16 protein-coding genes, 2 tRNA genes and 1 pseudogene are annotated in these 16780 nt (G+C 52.9%); 8 read left to right on the top strand and 11 right to left on the bottom strand.

Features of this window, described 5'->3' with window-relative positions; translation table 11 throughout:
• Positions 1-67: 67 nt before the first annotated feature.
• The 3 genes from ACZ47H_RS04745 to ACZ47H_RS04755 form a co-directional block, all read right to left on the bottom strand.
• Positions 68-145 (bottom strand) — tRNA-His (locus tag ACZ47H_RS04745).
• Positions 146-279: 134 nt separating this feature from the next.
• Complete coding sequence (locus tag ACZ47H_RS04750) at positions 280-1704, bottom strand: hypothetical protein (RefSeq protein WP_464932551.1); 1425 nt, start codon at positions 1702-1704, stop codon at positions 280-282.
• 112 nt (positions 1705-1816) lie between these two features.
• Entirely contained in the window at positions 1817-2488 is a 672-nt protein-coding gene (locus ACZ47H_RS04755; protein WP_464932552.1) for a hypothetical protein, read from the bottom strand.
• Positions 2489-2753: 265 nt separating this feature from the next.
• On the opposite strand from ACZ47H_RS04755, the gene ACZ47H_RS04760 reads away from it, so the two are divergent.
• Positions 2754-3002 (top strand): hypothetical protein, encoded by a 249-nt coding sequence (locus ACZ47H_RS04760; protein WP_464932553.1) that lies wholly within the window; start codon positions 2754-2756, stop codon positions 3000-3002.
• Here ACZ47H_RS04760 and ACZ47H_RS04765 read toward each other — a convergent pair.
• The 3 genes from ACZ47H_RS04765 to ACZ47H_RS04775 form a co-directional block, all read right to left on the bottom strand.
• Positions 2989-3639, bottom strand: a complete 651-nt coding sequence (locus ACZ47H_RS04765; RefSeq protein ID WP_464932554.1) for a V-type ATP synthase subunit D — start codon at positions 3637-3639, stop codon at positions 2989-2991. The genes ACZ47H_RS04760 and ACZ47H_RS04765 overlap by 14 nt on opposite strands.
• Before the next feature lie 62 nt (positions 3640-3701).
• Entirely contained in the window at positions 3702-4124 is a 423-nt protein-coding gene (locus ACZ47H_RS04770) for a hypothetical protein (protein WP_464932555.1), read from the bottom strand.
• A gap of 11 nt (positions 4125-4135) precedes the next feature.
• Positions 4136-4756 (bottom strand): hypothetical protein, encoded by a 621-nt coding sequence (locus ACZ47H_RS04775; RefSeq protein WP_464932556.1) that lies wholly within the window; start codon positions 4754-4756, stop codon positions 4136-4138.
• Positions 4757-4897: 141 nt separating this feature from the next.
• Here ACZ47H_RS04775 and ACZ47H_RS04780 point away from each other — a divergent pair, with 141 nt between their 5' ends.
• The 6 genes and pseudogenes from ACZ47H_RS04780 (at position 4898) to ACZ47H_RS04805 (ending at position 10633) form a co-directional block, all read left to right on the top strand.
• The gene (locus ACZ47H_RS04780) at positions 4898-7228 is read left to right on the top strand and encodes a heavy metal translocating P-type ATPase (RefSeq protein WP_464932557.1); all 2331 of its coding nucleotides are present in this window, start codon (positions 4898-4900) and stop codon (positions 7226-7228) included.
• A gap of 55 nt (positions 7229-7283) precedes the next feature.
• Entirely contained in the window at positions 7284-7454 is a 171-nt protein-coding gene (locus tag ACZ47H_RS04785; protein ID WP_464932558.1) for a YHS domain-containing protein, read from the top strand.
• A gap of 131 nt (positions 7455-7585) precedes the next feature.
• A complete protein-coding gene (locus ACZ47H_RS04790) occupies positions 7586-7975 on the top strand; it encodes a MarR family transcriptional regulator (protein ID WP_464932559.1) in 390 nt (129 codons plus the stop codon).
• Positions 7976-7977: 2 nt separating this feature from the next.
• Positions 7978-8352, top strand: a complete 375-nt coding sequence (locus tag ACZ47H_RS04795) for a hypothetical protein (protein ID WP_464932560.1) — start codon at positions 7978-7980, stop codon at positions 8350-8352.
• A gap of 35 nt (positions 8353-8387) precedes the next feature.
• Positions 8388-9861: pseudogene (locus tag ACZ47H_RS04800) on the top strand (B12-binding domain-containing radical SAM protein).
• A 64-nt stretch (positions 9862-9925) separates the two neighbouring features.
• A complete protein-coding gene (locus tag ACZ47H_RS04805; protein WP_464932561.1) occupies positions 9926-10633 on the top strand; it encodes a DUF6062 family protein in 708 nt (235 codons plus the stop codon).
• Here the strand turns inward: ACZ47H_RS04805 and ACZ47H_RS04810 are convergent.
• Both ACZ47H_RS04810 and ACZ47H_RS04815 read right to left on the bottom strand, forming a co-directional pair.
• Positions 10630-11160: a hypothetical protein gene (locus tag ACZ47H_RS04810; protein WP_464932562.1), complete on the bottom strand. Its 531-nt coding sequence runs from the start codon at positions 11158-11160 to the stop codon at positions 10630-10632. The genes ACZ47H_RS04805 and ACZ47H_RS04810 overlap by 4 nt on opposite strands.
• Before the next feature lie 188 nt (positions 11161-11348).
• Positions 11349-11426, bottom strand: a tRNA-Arg gene (locus ACZ47H_RS04815).
• Positions 11427-11913: 487 nt separating this feature from the next.
• On the opposite strand from ACZ47H_RS04815, the gene ACZ47H_RS04820 reads away from it, so the two are divergent.
• Positions 11914-12513, top strand: coding sequence for a hypothetical protein (locus tag ACZ47H_RS04820; protein WP_464932563.1), 600 nt, complete (start codon positions 11914-11916; stop codon positions 12511-12513).
• On the opposite strand, the gene ACZ47H_RS04825 is transcribed toward ACZ47H_RS04820, so the two are convergent.
• Genes ACZ47H_RS04825 through ACZ47H_RS04835 form a run of 3 tightly spaced genes read right to left on the bottom strand, consistent with a single transcriptional unit; the run spans position 12466 to position 16659 of the window.
• Complete coding sequence (locus ACZ47H_RS04825) at positions 12466-14298, bottom strand: nickel-dependent hydrogenase large subunit (protein ID WP_464932564.1); 1833 nt, start codon at positions 14296-14298, stop codon at positions 12466-12468. The genes ACZ47H_RS04820 and ACZ47H_RS04825 overlap by 48 nt on opposite strands.
• The gene (locus ACZ47H_RS04830) at positions 14291-15376 is read right to left on the bottom strand and encodes a cytochrome b/b6 domain-containing protein (RefSeq protein WP_464932565.1); all 1086 of its coding nucleotides are present in this window, start codon (positions 15374-15376) and stop codon (positions 14291-14293) included. Before ACZ47H_RS04830 ends, ACZ47H_RS04825 begins: the two co-directional genes overlap by 8 nt.
• Positions 15373-16659, bottom strand: a complete 1287-nt coding sequence (locus ACZ47H_RS04835; protein ID WP_464932566.1) for an NADH-quinone oxidoreductase subunit B family protein — start codon at positions 16657-16659, stop codon at positions 15373-15375. Before ACZ47H_RS04835 ends, ACZ47H_RS04830 begins: the two co-directional genes overlap by 4 nt.
• Between the last annotated feature and the right edge of the window lie 121 nt (positions 16660-16780).

Raw genomic sequence — 16780 nt, forward strand, 5'->3', positions numbered from 1 at the left:
TTTCAGTTAGCGTCCTGTGGTTGTTTTATGATAATTCTGTTTTTAATTATCTTGTTAATCTTAAGGGTGGGGCCCGGGCCGGGATTTGAACCCGGGACCTCCGGATCCACAGTCCGGCGCTCTAACCAGGCTGAGCTACCCGGGCCATCTTGCTTGACCGCCCTGGTAGTAGTTCATCGCCCTCCATATGGGGGGCTCTTCCCGGGCCCCATCGCCGTTTACTCGATCCTTGTCTGGGTGGGGTTTAATTCTTTATGAGGCCTTCATTCATCCTGATTGCTACTTGTGTGTCTTGGTCTTGTATCCTACTGCTTCTAGGAGTATGCTTGTTGGTGGCTGCGCCTTCACTATTCCCTCTTCACCCTCGACGTATGCTTCTACTTTGGCGTTTAGTATTCCGTGTTTTGATGCTAGTGCTACTGCTATTATGAGCTGGTGGAGGGCGTAGTAGGCTCGTGAGACTGTTTCCGGCTTGTCTGGGTGGGGCTTTATGTACTGGTCGGGCTTATAGTGTACGTGCACCAGCTTTGCCAGCTTGGAGATTGGGTGTACTGTCCAGAGGTTGTATGCTCCCGAGTCGCTTGTTGCGAGTACTGCGTCCTGTACTAGTATGGGGTCTATCCTAGTCATGCCGGTGTCGCAGGGTTTGGGGCCGCTTGGCACTATGTTCACCCCGTGAGCCCTCGCCTCCTTTAGTGCGAGGTATGCTAGTATTGAGGCGAAGGATTGGGGGTCCCTCCGCCTCCTCTTCACAGCCTCAGCCATGCTGCTCATTACCTCTGCGACCGCGCATTCCGGTATTGCTACCTTCACGCCCTCGTAGGCGTAGTTGTGGATCCCGTGGTAGAGGAGGTTCGTGTTTGCTATTAGAGTCCCCGAGAAGTCACCCTCGAATTCTAGAGGGGACGCCCCTGTCCATGCCAGTATCTGGCTCAGCCTCATATGGTCCTTCCCCTCAGCCCACATGTGCAGGGCGGTGCCCAGCTTCTCAATGAATCGCTCCACGTTCTTCAGGTTGCATAGGTTTGCGTTCCACCTACCCATGGTCTCAACTTCTAGCGTGAGGGTTGGGCAGCGGTGGGTGAGAGGCGGCCCCCTAACAAATCCGGGGTGCTTGTTGAGCCTCCTAGCTAGCTCTGCTACAGCGTAGCGGAGGGGTGGTAGGGTCCCTGCTTTGGGCAACTTGCATCCCTCAACCGAGATGTCTGGGAGCTTGTCTGCGCTACTCCTAGGCTCTGGCAATGGGGTTGCATGTGGGGAGGGGTGCATTACGATTATTGGCTCGAGCCTCCTGGGCGTGTAGGGGTAGTAGAGGCCGGTCCATGGACCCCAGTAGAAGTTTACGTGGAGGATTGCATGCTCCTTGTCTACCCCTGCGATCGCTACGCTCGCCGCTAGCCTCCTGCCCGCGCTCGAGACAAGTACTAGTGATGGGCTGTCCTCGAGGATTGATTTCCGGAGTATCCTTGGAAGAGGGCTTTCCTGGTACTCTGCAACTGCCTGCGTGGATAAACCCTTGATCACCACTTTCACTCCATTAAACTTGTTTTTTATGAACTCCTCCACCCTCTTTGCCTCCTCTAGGGCGGTTACGTGCAGGAGCACTACCTCGTCTACATCGTATTCCTCGTGGACTCGGGTAAAGCCGGAGACGGCGGCTTCAAAGGATCCAACGCCCCTACTTACGGGGAGCACGAGCTTCAAGGGCAAGATACACCTCCGGACAATATAGTGCCTGCACCATGATGCGATACAACACTATATTATTATGTATTTTCCGGGATAAATCCTTGAGGCTTCGGGGAGGCTAGAGGACTCAACCCTTCACCCTCTTGACAAGCCTAGACGCGACTCCACCCTCATCTGTTACAGTCTCAAGGCTCCACCTTTCAGCGATGGCAGAGGGTCCCGGAAGCCTGAGGTACTCGTCGGCCTCTCTCACAGTGAGTATTATGTTGTAGTAGGAGGGGTGGAGGCTCTCCTTATACCTCTTAACCCTTTCAAACGCGTTGAGTCTTCCAACTCCGTCATCTAGCCCTATAAGTATGCTTCCAAGCCTCACTGAGTTCTTAAACGCTGTTCTGGGTGGCTCCCTAAACTCTCTCCCAGTGAGACCGCAGGACTCGGCGGCATCCAGCACCTTCGCTGCGGCTTCGAGTGCTTCGAAGGAGTCGGTCTTGCTCGGCGTTGAGTATGTGGATCCTAGGACCAGACGGAGCCACTCATCGGAGACTATGTGCTTGAAGGAGTCTAGCACTGCCGCCCTTGAGGCTTCCCTCACGAGGAGATCGCACTTGGAATAATAGGCTCTCGATGCGATGGGCTCGCTGGCTAATGGGTTTAAGTGGAGGGTAGCGATCGAGGCTGAGAGCCAGGCTTTCCTGATACTCCACTCGTAGCCCCCGGCGTCGTAGTCGTTCCAAGCGTTGAAGAGTATGGACCTGGCTCTTATCAGCATTATAGAGTACGTCGTCCACGGTATAGGCATACCGGACTCACCATCCCAGTAAACCCGCCGGGGGCATTGGATCCCGCCCCTACGCTGTCCTGGCCCCGCTCACGGCCCCCGTTAGGGCTCGCAGCTTTCAGCATTCTGCACAGGGGCGGGGTCTTCGATTAAGAGAGTAGCATGTTAGGGTAAAATTACCTTAACTTTAATATAGCAATCAGCGAGAGGCGTGATACTAGAGTATCACCCCGCCTACCCTTCTATACCAGCAGCTGAGACAATAATACTTGTCGGGTGCGCTACTATGGCTTTACAAGACGTGGAGGCGGTTATACACAGCATCAAGGGGGCGCTCGGTGTAAATGCTGGTGACATAGGCTACTACCTAGCGGCCGCGGGGCTAGGAATACTGCTCCTTGCCGGACTCTTCATTGCGGGGGCGATAATCTATAGGGGGTTGAAGGCTGTATCCTATATGGATACGGGGGAGTTCGCCAAGCTGCTGATCGTGTCGGCGATAGTGCTGCTCGTACTCGGCTCTATATGGCCCTAGCCTCTTCCTCCCTCTCCTCGAGCTTTCTCTTCAACATTTTCAGCCTTACGAAGTCCTCCCTCATCCTCTCATCCAGGACGCTCTTGATGAACTTTATCGCCGCCTGGTAGCTTGGGAGGATCACATAGTCCATGGCGTTGACCAGCCTCTGGGTCTCCTTCAACTCGGCTATGAGCCTCCGGAGCATCTCCTCGTACTCGGCGAGCTTGAGTATTGAGGGGAGGAGGCTGGCCAGCATCTTCCTACTCTCCCGCAGCTTGGGGCTAGCCTCTGGCGGGTATGGGTTCCCCGGTATAGTCTCCTCTACTACCTGGAAGGTGGGGGTCTTAACAGCGAATAGGACCCTCGTGTCCACCCGAACCCTAAGGCTCTCGGGGACTGCCATGGTGTAGGCGCGGGTCCTCGCCTCCCCCTCCTCTGCGAGGCCCTGGTAGTAGTAGGAGAAGAGCTTGTATATGTCGCGGAAGACCTCGTTCTGGTACCGGTTGTACTCCTCCCCAGCACTCTTAATATAGTGGAGGAGGACCTCCCTCTTCTCCTCCATAACCCCCCTTATCTTGCGGAGCATCTTCTCCTCTCTGCGGAGCCTTATCAGGTTGATCTTCGTAGGCAGCACTTTTCGAGGGTCTATAGCCACCGGCGTCCACCCCTACTCCATTCCAAGCGGGAGCCCCGCCCAACCCCACTACATACTCCCGGCTAGTACTCGTTAATAATATTAGACCCCGCAGAGGCGACCGCTTCATAGACGTCCCTCACAAGCACCCACTCATCCTCGTAGGGGATGATCGCCCGCAGGAGGGGGTATCCTGGAGCCAGCTCCTCCACCTCATAGTATACGCTGCCGTGGAGGCGCGCTATTATCTCGCCAGCCAGCCGCAGCGATTCACCCGCCACGCCAGGATTGTCTCCTGGAACCGGGAGGGGTGCTTGGACCTGAACTATGCTCCCATGCTCAGGGTCATCCTTAACCTCGACAATAACGCTTCCAACATGTATCCTTGTAGTCTCCCCCTCAGCCTCGAAGCTAACCCCAGCCTCCCTAAGCATCTCCTGGAGCCACTTGTAGGGCCCCTCGAGGCTGGCGTGCCCAGGTATCCCCTCCGGGAACCCCACAGCCATTCACCCCCATCCTATGTTGGCTGCAGCACCGCGGCCCTATACGTGTCTCCAAGCGAGTCCACTAGAACCACTATTACCCTAGTATTGGGTGTTATCTCGTGGTCTACGTGCACCGTGAACTTCTCCCCAGCAGGCCAGAAGCCTGTAACATTATAGGTTGTATCATTGAGCCTCACAATCACAGCAGTTATACCGTACTTGTCCAGGCATGGCGGGTACTGGCTCTGGAAGTTTACTATGATGGTCCCGTTCGGCCAGGCGACAGCTTGAGACCTCACCACGTATGGAGCTAGGCTCACGTTTGCCTTGAAGGATTCAACTAGACTATCCCCGGTGTATACGTCGACCCTATACCTTCCCGGTGGGAGGTTGGGCTCGAGGGGGACTACCGTCTTAGAGCCCACCCCAACCGCGGCCTCAGCCCTGAGCTCCCCAGCTTCATCGTAGAACTTCATGGTTACGCTCTTACACGAACCCTGCGTCTCAACAATTATCCTGTTAGTCATAGCGCATAGCTTAATTATCTTGAAGTCTCCGCATGAACTCTTCTCCTTCGAGCCAGCGTAGAATGCAACGCCCAAAGCGATCACTGCAATTACTATGACGGCAGCCACCAGACGCTTGTCGATCATTCTCAACCGCCCTTAAACCACGCAGCCTTCCAGGAACAACCTGGGTGGGTTGAGGAAGTTAAACACCTTACCCCTCCGACCCCCCACGTATATACGTTAGTTATTGTATATTGTCGCGACATATATATCCTGGGAGGATTGTTGGGGCTTAGAATAACGAGAGAAGAAGAGAAGAGGGCTAGGGAGAGATACAAGCTCGTGGGAGTACACTGTGCTTCATGCAAGAGGATCATCGAGACAGAGCTATCAAGGGTCCCAGGAGTAGCCCATGCCACAGTAGACCCTAACACTGGAACCCTCACTGTAGTCCTGGAAGAGAATGCTGATAGGAAGGCTATAATAGAAGCCCTGAGGAGGATAGGCTACGACGCCGTCCTAGAGAAGCTCATACTCCACGCCCACGGCCTCCGTGAAGGCATGGGTAGGAGGATAGAGGAGAGCCTCAGGAGGGTCCCCGGGATAGTTGATGCGAGGGTAGTCGAGTCGACAGGGATCATAAAGGTAGAGTACGATCCCGCCACACGGAGCCCGGATGACATCGTGACAAAACTCCGTGAAATGGGGGTGAAGAGTGAACCGGCAAAGCACGCAGCCAGGAGTGGAAAGAGCCCCCTCACACTCCTCCTCGCGCTCGCCGCCACCGCCCTCTACGCAGTAGGCGTTGTACTGAGTCATCCATTAGCCATAGCCGCCGGCCTATTAGCCTTCATACCGGCAGCAGTCGAGTTCTTCATCCCAGCAATCAAGGCAGCTAGGAGGGGATACCTCATAATGGATACCCTCCTCTCCCTGGGCACTGGATCCGCACTACTAGTAACACTCTATGGCCTGCTAGTTGGGGGGCCAACCTACCCGGAGGCGATAGTCTTCATAACACTATTCGTCCTCGCCGGAAGACATGTGGAGGACAGGCTTAAGAGGAGGGCTGAGGAGATCCTTCAGGAGTCGACAAGCATACTCCCCGAGAAGGCTAGGGTTGAGAGGAATGGGGTACAAACCCATATAAGCGCGGAAGAGGTAGCCCCAGGCGAAACCGTCATTGTAAGGGCCGGAGAGAGGCTCCCAGTCGATGGAAGGGTATCCGGTGGAGAGGGAGAGGTAGACGAGAGCCCCGTCACCGGCGAGTCGACGCCGAGGAAGGTTTCCGAGGGGGACCTTGTTCTGGCTGGCTCCACCTTGATAAGGGGATGGCTGAGGATAACAGCGCTCCGCACTGGCAGGTATAGGCTTGTTGAGAGAGCACTAGAGGCGGCTAGGGAGGCGGGACTCTACAAGTCTAGGCTCCAGGAGCTCGCGGATCGAGCGGTGGCGGTCTTCGTCCCAACAGTGCTAGCCATAGCTACGGCGACAATGATAGCCCACTACATTCTAGGAGCAGGCGTGATAGAGTCCCTCATGATCGGCGCCACCGTCCTGGTAGTAGCCTGCCCCTGCGCGCTGGGAATAGCGATTCCAGCAGCCGCCGCGGCGGCCGTGGCTAGAGCCCACCGGCTAGGTGTTATACTGAAGAGGCCCGACGCCCTCCAGCCGCTGTCAAAAACCACAACTGCTGCATTCGATAAGACTGGGACCCTAACCCATGGAAGACCCAGGGTTGCAGCTGTTGAAATCCTAGAAGACGATATTGACGCATTAGCCCTTGCAGCAGGCCTGGAGGCGGAGAGCATGCATCCTATTGCAAGAGCCATCGTCGAATACTACCAGAATGAGAGGGGTAGGGACCCTCCACGGCCGGAGGCAGTAGACGAGGTTCCCGGCCGGGGGATTATTGGATCGGTCAATGGCAGGAGCGTGGCGGTTGGAGGAGAGAAGCTCCTCGAGGACCTAGGCCTCAACCCTCCTCCCTCCAACACAGCAGGGTATACGAGAGTCTATGTGGTCGTGGACGGGCGTGTCAAGGCGGTTATCGGCCTGGAGGATGGCGTGAGGGATGACGCTAGAAAGGCTGTCCGCCTCCTACAAGAGATGGGTGTAGAAGTCTACATATTATCCGGGGACTCCCAGGAAGCTGTAAGCCGCGTAGCGAGAGAACTCGGTATTCCCCCCGGGAACGCTATGGGCGGCCTCGACCCCCTAGATAAGGAGGCCATCGTATCGAAGCTAAGGGAGAAGGGGGTTGTCGCCTTCGTGGGCGACGGAGTAAATGATGGACCCTCCCTAGCCAGTGCCAATGTTGGAATCGCTGTCAACGAGTCCCTCGACGTCGCTAGGCAAGCAGGGGATATAGTGCTGGCTAAGAACGATCTAACACTACTGGTTAAACTAGTAAAGCTCGCCAAGAGAACCTCCAGGATCATGAAGTTCAACATATTCTGGGCGTTCGCCTACAACTCCATCCTCATACCTATAGCTGCAGGCGTGCTTGCACCGGCTGGTGTCACTATACAGCCAGAGGTGGCGGCGTTAGCGATGAGCCTCAGCTCCATTACTGTAACGGCGAACAGCGCCAGGATCCTCCGCTGGAAGATCTAGTGTCAATACTCCATAATATATACTTTGAGGAGTCAATAGTACATGGTGTATATACATGGCTTCGAGGATCGACCCGGTATGCGGTATGAGCGTGGAGCAGAGCACGCCCTACAAGACCATATATAAGGGCAAAGTATACTACTTCTGCAGCCGCATGTGTATGGAAGAGTTCAAGAAGAGGCCAGAATACTATCTTGAGAAGGGCCCACAGGGGATGCCCGGCTAAATTAGAATAATACTCCTCAAACCCGTTCTAGACGGGAAAGATTTATCATCGCCCAACACTATAATCCTATATGATTCGGATCGTACCGAACATACAGTACATGGCATATGAAAATCTGGGGGGAGGGAGTCATGTTCCCCAGCGGGCAGGGGATAGTAAGGCTGCTAACCCTCATAGGACTACCCCCGGCCGCTGCAACAATAGTCGCAGTGCTCCTCATCGAGGAAAGAGCCCTAGACCTCGACGAGATAAGCACGCTCACAGGGTACGCGAAGAGCCACGTATCCACTACCATAAGGCTCCTTGAGGAGAAGAGGCTCGTCGAGAGGATCCGGATGCGTGGGAGGAGGGTGATATTCAGGGCTAGGAGTGAGGCCGTCGCGTCGCTTGTCAAGAGCCACCTGGCTGAGCTGAGGAGGTCTCTGGAACACGCTGTGAGGGATATTGGCGGGAGGGTCGACGCTCTAGGAAGGCTAGAGCGTGCCTTATCAGAACTCCTCGAGAAGACCGGGGGTGAGTAGCGATGGTCTGGGTTGAGGATGATGCTGTCCACCTGGTGCTCGTGTATAGTCGTGGCGGGGCGAGGCTCGCCTCTAAGGCTCTCTCCCGGATCCACAAGAGGGCCGCTAAAGGAGGTAAGCGCGTAGTAGTGCACGTAGTCTCGCCGCTAGGCAGGATGAGGTATATGGAGGGGATTAGGGATCTAATCCGAAACAATATCGCCTACACACTGACGGTTAGATATCATGGAGGATCCCCTAGGGACCTAGAGAACCTCGTTAGAGAGTATGGTGGGGAGGCAGACTACATTGTTGAGGAGGGGCTGGAGGAGTACGAGGCAGTGCTAAAGCGCCTTGGAATCGAGCCCGTTACGAGGACGGGGGTGATGATATCGTGAGAGGGTATGAGATAGTAATAACAACGGATAGAACAATGATGACAAACCACCACGGGAACGAGTTCATCGGCTTCATGACCACTGGGCCAGCCATTGGAGTGCCGGAGAAGTTCTGGATGTGGCTCGCCGCACCAAAGATGAAGACTGACGATCTCGGGAGGCCGAGGGAGGCACCGTATGGTTTGAGGAAGATAGAGGCCAAGCTGCAAGACGCTGGATTCAACGCTGCAGTAATAGATCCGAGACCACCTCCACAAGCACCTCGACACAATGAAGGTATTGATGATAGGCCACCACGACTACTTCGCCTACGGTCCCCCCAGCAGCGAGTGGTGGATGCTGACAGGTAAGGAGCCGGTCAATAGGGTCTCCTTCAGGAGGTTCATGGAGAGCCCAGTTGTGAGGAGGGCTAAGGAGAAGGGGGTAAGGATCATAGCTGGGGGACCCGCGGCTTGGCAGTGGCTCTGGGAGCTGGAGAAGTGGAGGGAGTGGAGAGTAGACACTGTTATAGAGGGTGAGGCTGAGAAGGTCATAGTAGATCTAGTTGAGAAGGCTTTGAATGGAGAGCCCCTCCCCGACTACATATACGTTGGGCCCCGGGACATCCCCAGTATAGACGAGATCCCCGTCATCAAGGCTCCAAGCGTTAATGGCCTCGTGGAGATAATGAGGGGCTGCCCCAGGGGCTGCAGGTTCTGCAGCGTAACACTAAGGCCCCTCAGATACATGCCCCTCGAAAAGATTGAGAGGGAGATAAGAGTAAACCTCGAAGCCGGCATCCGGAGTGCAATACTCCACAGCGAGGACGTCCTCCTATACGGTGCCGACGGGGTGAAGCCTAGACCGGAGCCCCTGCTAAAACTTCACGAGATGGTCCGAAAGCTCGTCCCAGGAGGCATAGCGTGGAGCCATGCTAGCCTGGCCGCGGTTAAGTATGCTGAGGAGAAGCACAGGCTCATATCAAGGTTGATGAACGACGTCATACTCACAAAGCAGGACTTCCTAGGAGTCGAGGTGGGCGTCGAGACCCTCAGCGTCAGACTGGCTAAGATAATAATGCCGGCCAAATCAGCCCCCTACCCTCCCGAGAAGTGGCCAGAGGTAGTGGAGGACGCGTTCAGGATAATGCACGAGAACCACATAATACCTGCAGCCACCCTAATACTGGGACTTCCGGAGGAGAAGCCGGAAGACGTAGCGATAACCGCGGAGATGCTGGACAGGCTCAGGCCCTATAGGAGCCTCATTATCTCAATGTTCTTCGTCCCAATGGGTGCATTGAAGAATAGGGACTGGTTCCGGAGGAACCTCCTCACACCAGAGCATGAAGAGGTTCTAAGGAAAATCCTAGCCCACAGCCTATACTGGGCGGAGGATATACTAAACAAGTACTACCTGAAGGACCCACGCTCCTTCCTGGTAAGGCTCGGGGTAAAGCTCTTCATAAAATACGTAGAGTGGAAGACTAGGAGCATAACAGAGAAGATTGAGGCCGCCCTAAAAGCCTAGCCTACCAGAGGTCCCCCTGAAACCTTATTTTCTCCATGAAGACAACTATCAAGCAACTAGGGCGATGGAGACGAGGCCAATTATTGGGATGAAGGCCTGCTCTGGCATAGCATTATCAAGTCTAAGAGAAGCCTTCAAGCACCAAGGTTGCCCCATATGCCGGCTAGTGAGGAAGACTGAGGAGAAGGCGATAACCATCCTATTCTACGAGGGGCTGAGCGACCCCGAAACCAGGAGGAAGCTATTAGAGTCCGGAGGCTTCTGCCCATACCACTCGTGGATGACTGTCGAGTATTATTGGAGGAGGCTAGACACTATAGTGGAGCCTTTAGGGCTGACCATACTCCACCTGGACCTCCTCGAGAAGGAGATCGAGGACCTGGAGCAGGGCAAGCAGCGCTCCTCTAAGGGCAGTTCTTGCCTCATATGCAGGAGCGCCTTGGAGGCGGAGGAGTCCCTTGTGAATGCCCTCGCCAGCTGTCTCGACGAGGATCTCCTGGAAGAATATAGGAGGGGACCCTCACTCCTATGCAGGAATCACTACAGTGATGTAGCCGCAATGCTCTCTAAGAGGGACCCCGGGCTGCTAGAGGAGCTTGCTAGAGTGCAGAGGGGTAAGCTGGAGGATCTCCGGGGGCTGGCGAGATCCTTTATCGACAAAGCCGACTACAGGTCGAGGGAAGAGCCTTCAAGCGAGGAGGCGACCGCATGGTATAGGATCTTGGAGTACTTGAAGGGCTACAACACCTCACCAACTATATGCCGCCGCTAGCCCTTGGCCCTGCTCTTATACTCTGCCAGGAGCCTCTCGACATCCCTGACGACCCTATCGACGTCTAGGCCCATATCGCTTTCAGCCTCCTCCTTCAACGGCCTGATATACTCCCTCATATACCGTGATAGCTCCCTCCTATACTCGTTGATACGGTTCAAGTCAACGGCCTCGGGCTTGCAGGTTTTGTAGCAGGATTCGAGGTCGGCTAGTACACCAGATAATATGAGGATAGCGTTCTTCAGCTCCTCTATAACTTCTCGCACCCTCATCCTATAGTAGAGGAACGCCGACTCCACCCTCATGCATTGCAGGCCCCTATCCCAGAGGAGGGGGGAATCAACTCTGTCCCCATACTTCTTTTCCAGAAGCCAGTAGTTGTAACCCTTCCTAAGCAGCTCCCTTACAGCCTCCTCCACGCTGAGGTTTTTACGGGACCGCGTATAGTATTCTAGCATCCTTTCAAGGTCGTTGTCGATAGGGACCTCGAGCCTCTTCTCATCCCTCCCCCTGCGGTTGAAGAACACCTGCCAGCCCCATTATTCAAGCGATGCTAACAGCCACGTTATTATACTTATGGAGTATGCGGCTAGAAGAATCAAGCTGGGGGAAGGATTTTATCCAGGCATTTATTCCGGCCCACTATAACCGGGGTCCAACAACGCTATCGAGGATTTTGAAGGGGATAGTTGGGATGGAGCCCGGCCCTATCCTGTGGCGGACCCGGGGGGATTTGAACCCCCGACCACCGGCTTAGGAGGCCGGCGCTCTATCCTGGCTGAGCTACGGGTCCATCCCCTGTTCTCCACCACTGTTAAGGTGTGCAAGCTATAAATCTTAGCCCGCCGACCACAACATGCCCAATGTATAAATCAGTCTATGTCGGCGGTAGCCGTCTACTCGCCGGAACAAGTGTTTTAAGGGACCTCAACAACATATTATTGAAGTTAAACATGGATTTAAACAGGGATTTTACACTCTACCCGACAGTCTGCCGGTTGAATTAGAGCTAGCGCACACACCACTGGTTCTAGACAATGTTGATCCAGTCTCGTTAAACCCTCTAACAAACAATCAAACAATCTACTTGTAGAGCGCCTAGCCCATTGGTTGCCAGAGATGAGTAAGTGTATTGAAGAGAACACCAGCCATCCTTACTGCAATGCACCTTTGCCCTACTCCTATCAAGCCTCTCCCAATAGTATAAGGAGTATATATTGGGCTCGTAGAGTAGCTTTAACTCCATTAACAGTTAAACAACGTAGTTAGTGGTTGTAGCGATGCACGTTACAACTCATGTATATAGTGTATTCAAGCGTGCTGCGAGGTCCGGCGTACCAATATTTGTAGCAGAAGCTAAGAGAAACATAATTATGGTTGAGACACCCCTTGGAAGAGCCCCCTACATTATACGAATACTGAAGGACATAGATAGATCCCGGCACAGGTACATTGCAGTAAGCATAGATTACGGTATAGGAGAGGTAATACTCGTCGAAATAGATGACGAAGGGGAGATAAAGCAAGTGTACCCGTGGAGGGTCCCCATTGCTATAGCCCTGAATATTGATATGTTTAGTAATTATGAGGCCGACGTTTGGTCCAAGAGAATCTACTGGGTCGAGAACAACCAGTTTAACCTGGTGAAAGAGATAGGCGATATCCAAGTGGTGAAGCAGCCTATAGAGCCCTGCTTAGCCGTAAGGTTGAAGGAGGAGCAGATATACTTAGGCTGGTACAATACACTCGTAGGGAGCCTCGATTGTAGTGGGGAGTGGATATCTAAGTGGTTTGACGTTGAGAAGGAAAAAATAGTTGAGGCTTGCAATCTATTAAGGAGTGTAGGTATGAGGTATCATGATCTTCCTTATAGTCTTTAACACTCTCCCATTGTTTCGTATTTCAAAATGAGCAGCACAGGCAATGCATGGATCGAAACTCCTAATCGCTCTCACAAGGTCGAGGCCCGTCCATTGCTCGGGAGCTACTTCCTCTGTAATGTAGCTGTTTATCACGCTCTGCTCGAAGGGGCTTCTCCCATAATCGTCGTATGGACTCACGTTACCAGTGGTGGGCGCGTGTATCTGTATGTTTAAGACTTTCCCACCCTTCTGAACCATCCAGTGCCTCACTGTGCCTCTCGGAGCCTCAGTGAACCCTACGCCTCGAGTAATCCTATCTGGAGCCTTCCACGGCCTGCTAGTTTCCGTGTTGCCAGACTTAATTAGGTCTAGGGCTCTAACAACGTTAACCCACGCTGCATAGACGTTGAGTAGGAGGTTGAAGGCTCTGGCCCAGAGCCTATATATGGTAGTGCTCTTCATTGGCACCTTCCATTCAAACGTCATTTCATCGCACACACTAGGTGGAAGCTCGTCTGCACAGGCTCTTGGAAGGGTCACCTTTAGAGTCCTATTACCTGATCCGAACTCGCTCGGCTGCATTGACGTTACTAATAGCCTTGCATATGGCCCTACCTCGAAGGGTGTAATTGTCCCATCCTTCCATACCAATCTTACATGGGTAGCCCAAGTGTATTTAGAAGCCCAGTCTCTCTCCGTGGGGTTTGGCAGTGTTATCTTGTTCCATGGGTGATAGGCTGGGTCGTGTATGCCCCATAACAGCTTGTTTCCAGCAGGGTCCTCCTCGGTGTAGAACTCCAGGTTCTTAACCTTGTCAGCCCAATCCATATAGAATGACTTGGCTACATGCTCCATTATGCTTGCCTGTATCTCAGTATACTTTGTAGTCACTAGTTCTCCATTCAAAACTAGTCCCGGCTTAAGCAGCCGTTTACTTACGGCACTATCCACATTATTGTAGAACTCCTCTGGCTCAACAAAGTCGCCTAAACCACTATACGAGTCCGGGTCCTCAAATATCCCGCTGCTCAATGCGATTGGGGGATCATACGTGAGCCCATTGTCAGCGTACCCTATGTTCTCAAAGAAGGATAGTAGGTCGTGCCATACAAGGTAGTTGTATTTAGCCCAGGCCGTAAGCTTCGTCAACCTGTAAGTGTATCCTATTGCAATATACTGGGCATTTGTTAGATCAGTCGATATGCCTCCCGGTATGAGGGTGCTTGGATGACTGTGTCTTCCATATATCAGTACTCCCGCTTCTCTAGCATACCTCTGGAACTTCATGGCATACTGCCACATCTTCCCCGTTATTGGGTTCAATGCCTCCATTATGTCTGAGATTTTGGTGAATCCATGTACATCCCTATTCTCCGCTAGAGTATTCTTTGCCTCGTCCCAAACGCTGGGCGTGAGCTTTGACACGACCGCCTGGCTGTAGTCGGGTCCCTCAAGCATATTCAGTATAATGCTGTGATCATAGATGTGATCTGTCATTGCGAACGCCATGTTTCTTAGCACGACGCCCATCGGGTATGGTGAGACACCATACACCATGTCTGCAGCGATTACATCAGCGTTGGCGTGGCTCGCACCGCAAACACCGCAAATCCTGCTGGTAATGTGTGGCAGGTCCTCAGGTGGGCGACCTATACTGAAAACTTCAAAACCTCTAAACATAGTGGCGAAGCTACGTACACTGTCTGGTATAGGCTTTCTACTCTCCGTATCAACTACTAGTCTCAAGCCCAGGTGACCCTCAATACGCGTGATTGGATCAATAACCATCTCGCGCTTAGCCACTTACACCACCCCCCGACTCGCGAGAAGATTGAGAAGAAATAGGAGTGGGAGAGGGTGTACCCCCCTCTTCAACAACCTCCCTTATAACTCCCTCCCTCACAAGCTTCTCATACCATAATGGGTGCTCCTCCTTGATCCTTTTCAACGGCATCTTACCATGTATAAATGTTGGATCATATGGGAATACCGTTGGACGGAGATGTGTATAACCGATATGTACTAGTAGGATGAAGAAGAAGGCTAGTACTGCCTCCTTAACATGCATTACCCACATAACTCCATCAAAAGCACTAGGACCATAGAGTAACATAACAAGCCCAGGGACTCCTAGCACCGCGATCCCCCAGTACACACCCCAGTATTCGAAGGTTTGTTCTTCATCGTACTTGCCCGTCTTCGGCGGCTGGACCCTCTCAGTTATACTCCACGCTAGCGTCCTTAGAAATGTCTTGATGAACGTTAAAGTGTAGAACTGGAATAACTCGTATTTGCTGAGCAGGCTCTCACCCCTTAGCTTATCAGCAATCACTTTCACCCCATAGTAGGTTGCGTGCAGGATAACTAGTACGCCCATAGCGAGCCCGCTAACAACGTGTATTGTAACATAAGACTCCCTGCTTATGTAGAGGAACCTCCAATAGGGATTGTTAGCGAAGTGCATCACAAACCCTGTGTATGCACATATGATGAATGTGATCATCATCCATATGTGTTGGACCCTCTCCCATAATCCTATGCGCTCTACCCATATATCGAATTGACCTTGCTCTTTATAATATTTTTTCCACTTTCTAAAATCTCTAGCTTCAACCGCGAAATGCCCGGCGACCCAAGTCGTACCTATTATCGCAACGGCAATTATCAGGACGTCGAAAGCCAGTGCTAGGAAGTCACGCCACCAAAGCGTCTTGCCGAGTTGAGGAGATGATAGTAGTTCAGCTAGCCTAGCAAATCCCCCTCCCTCCTGGAAGGGTACTATTGAGAGATAGTAGACTAGGCCCCAGCTAATCCCCATCACAATGACTAGGAGGATAAAGTTGCTGGCAAACCATAGTCGTGTAAGCGTTGTAGACTTCAAGATTCCTCCCCCTCCCCCTTCTTACTCTTACTCCTACTTCGTGCCGCAGCCCATACTCCCGCTAGTACTCCTGCAGCCGCGGTCGCGGCTGCCCCAGCTTCCACATACTTCTCCAACTGCTGCCGGCTTGATCCAACATACGGAAGCTTCTCGTAGAAGGGCTCGAAAGCATCCGTGAATCCTGGCTCAGTACATCCGAGGCATACTCCACCGGTTCTCGTCGGGCCTCCTACACCGTTAACCCATCCAACCTTATTCCACGGGCAGTGGCTCACTGGACCCTTGCATCCAACCGCGTATAGACAGCGAGCCGATGGTTCCCCAGGCGTCTTCCTAAAGTCTCCGGCAGCATACCATGCCGCCCTCGGGCATTGCTCGTGGACAGTGGGTCCAAATATGAACTTAGGCCTCCAATACTCGTCTAGCTCCGGCAGTGGTAGCAACCCCTTCGCCCAGAGTATCATGTTGGCTATAACTCTTAACTGTCCGTTGCCGTTGGCAGGACAACCAGGCACTGCGAGAGCCGGCCTGCAGTCGGGTTGGCCGGCAACCTTGGGAGTACACTGGCCATAAGCAAACTTCCTGAAAGGCTCAGCTTCTGGTAGGAGGTCGATTAACCCCTTGTGGCCCCTACGCTTATCTGGGAAGAATCCTACTCCCCCAGTCGGACTCCTGCTCCATCCGCCACCAACCCACTTCTTGTATTCGGAATAGCCCAGCTTGTCAAAGAACTCCTCCGCCATAACCCTGTTTGCCACAACTCCACCATAGCTGGCACAGTTGCCCACGCTTACTACGGCCACCGCCCTTTTCAAAAGCCTCCTCATCCACTCTAGGCACGAAACAGGCTTTCCATTCTCGTCGCCTATATAGCAGAATAAGTCGCTTCCAGGCGGTCCACCGGCCTTCTCGTCAACCGGGAAACTTCCCTCAAGAACTAATACATAAGGATCATACTCTCCCGCTGCAGCCTTCCTTAGTATATCAAGAGCCGACTCTCCCCATGGCAACATAACGGTTTCATGGAATAATAGTTTCACGTTTCCAGGACCTACTACGTGGCTTGCACCAGCTAGGACCTCGACCAGATCAGGTTCAGTTGCTTGGATCAATGCCGTCGTGTTCCCTGCACAATCCTGTGCTTCAAACCATATTACGTTAATCTCTCCATTTTGAGCCGCTGCCACCGCTTTCTTTATTATTCTGTCCCAGTTTAGAGTAGCTGCAATACTGCCTAGACCCGCTAGTTTTAGAAAATCTCTCCTGGTTAATTTTAGCGTCACAACTAGCACCCCTCAAATGGTGGACTGCCCTTTTTTAGTGAAATGAATCACATAGATATATATGTGTTATATAACTACTTAGTCAATATTTAAATATAACCAAACAAACATTCAAACATAA

This window comes from Thermodiscus maritimus (genome assembly GCF_055382595.1).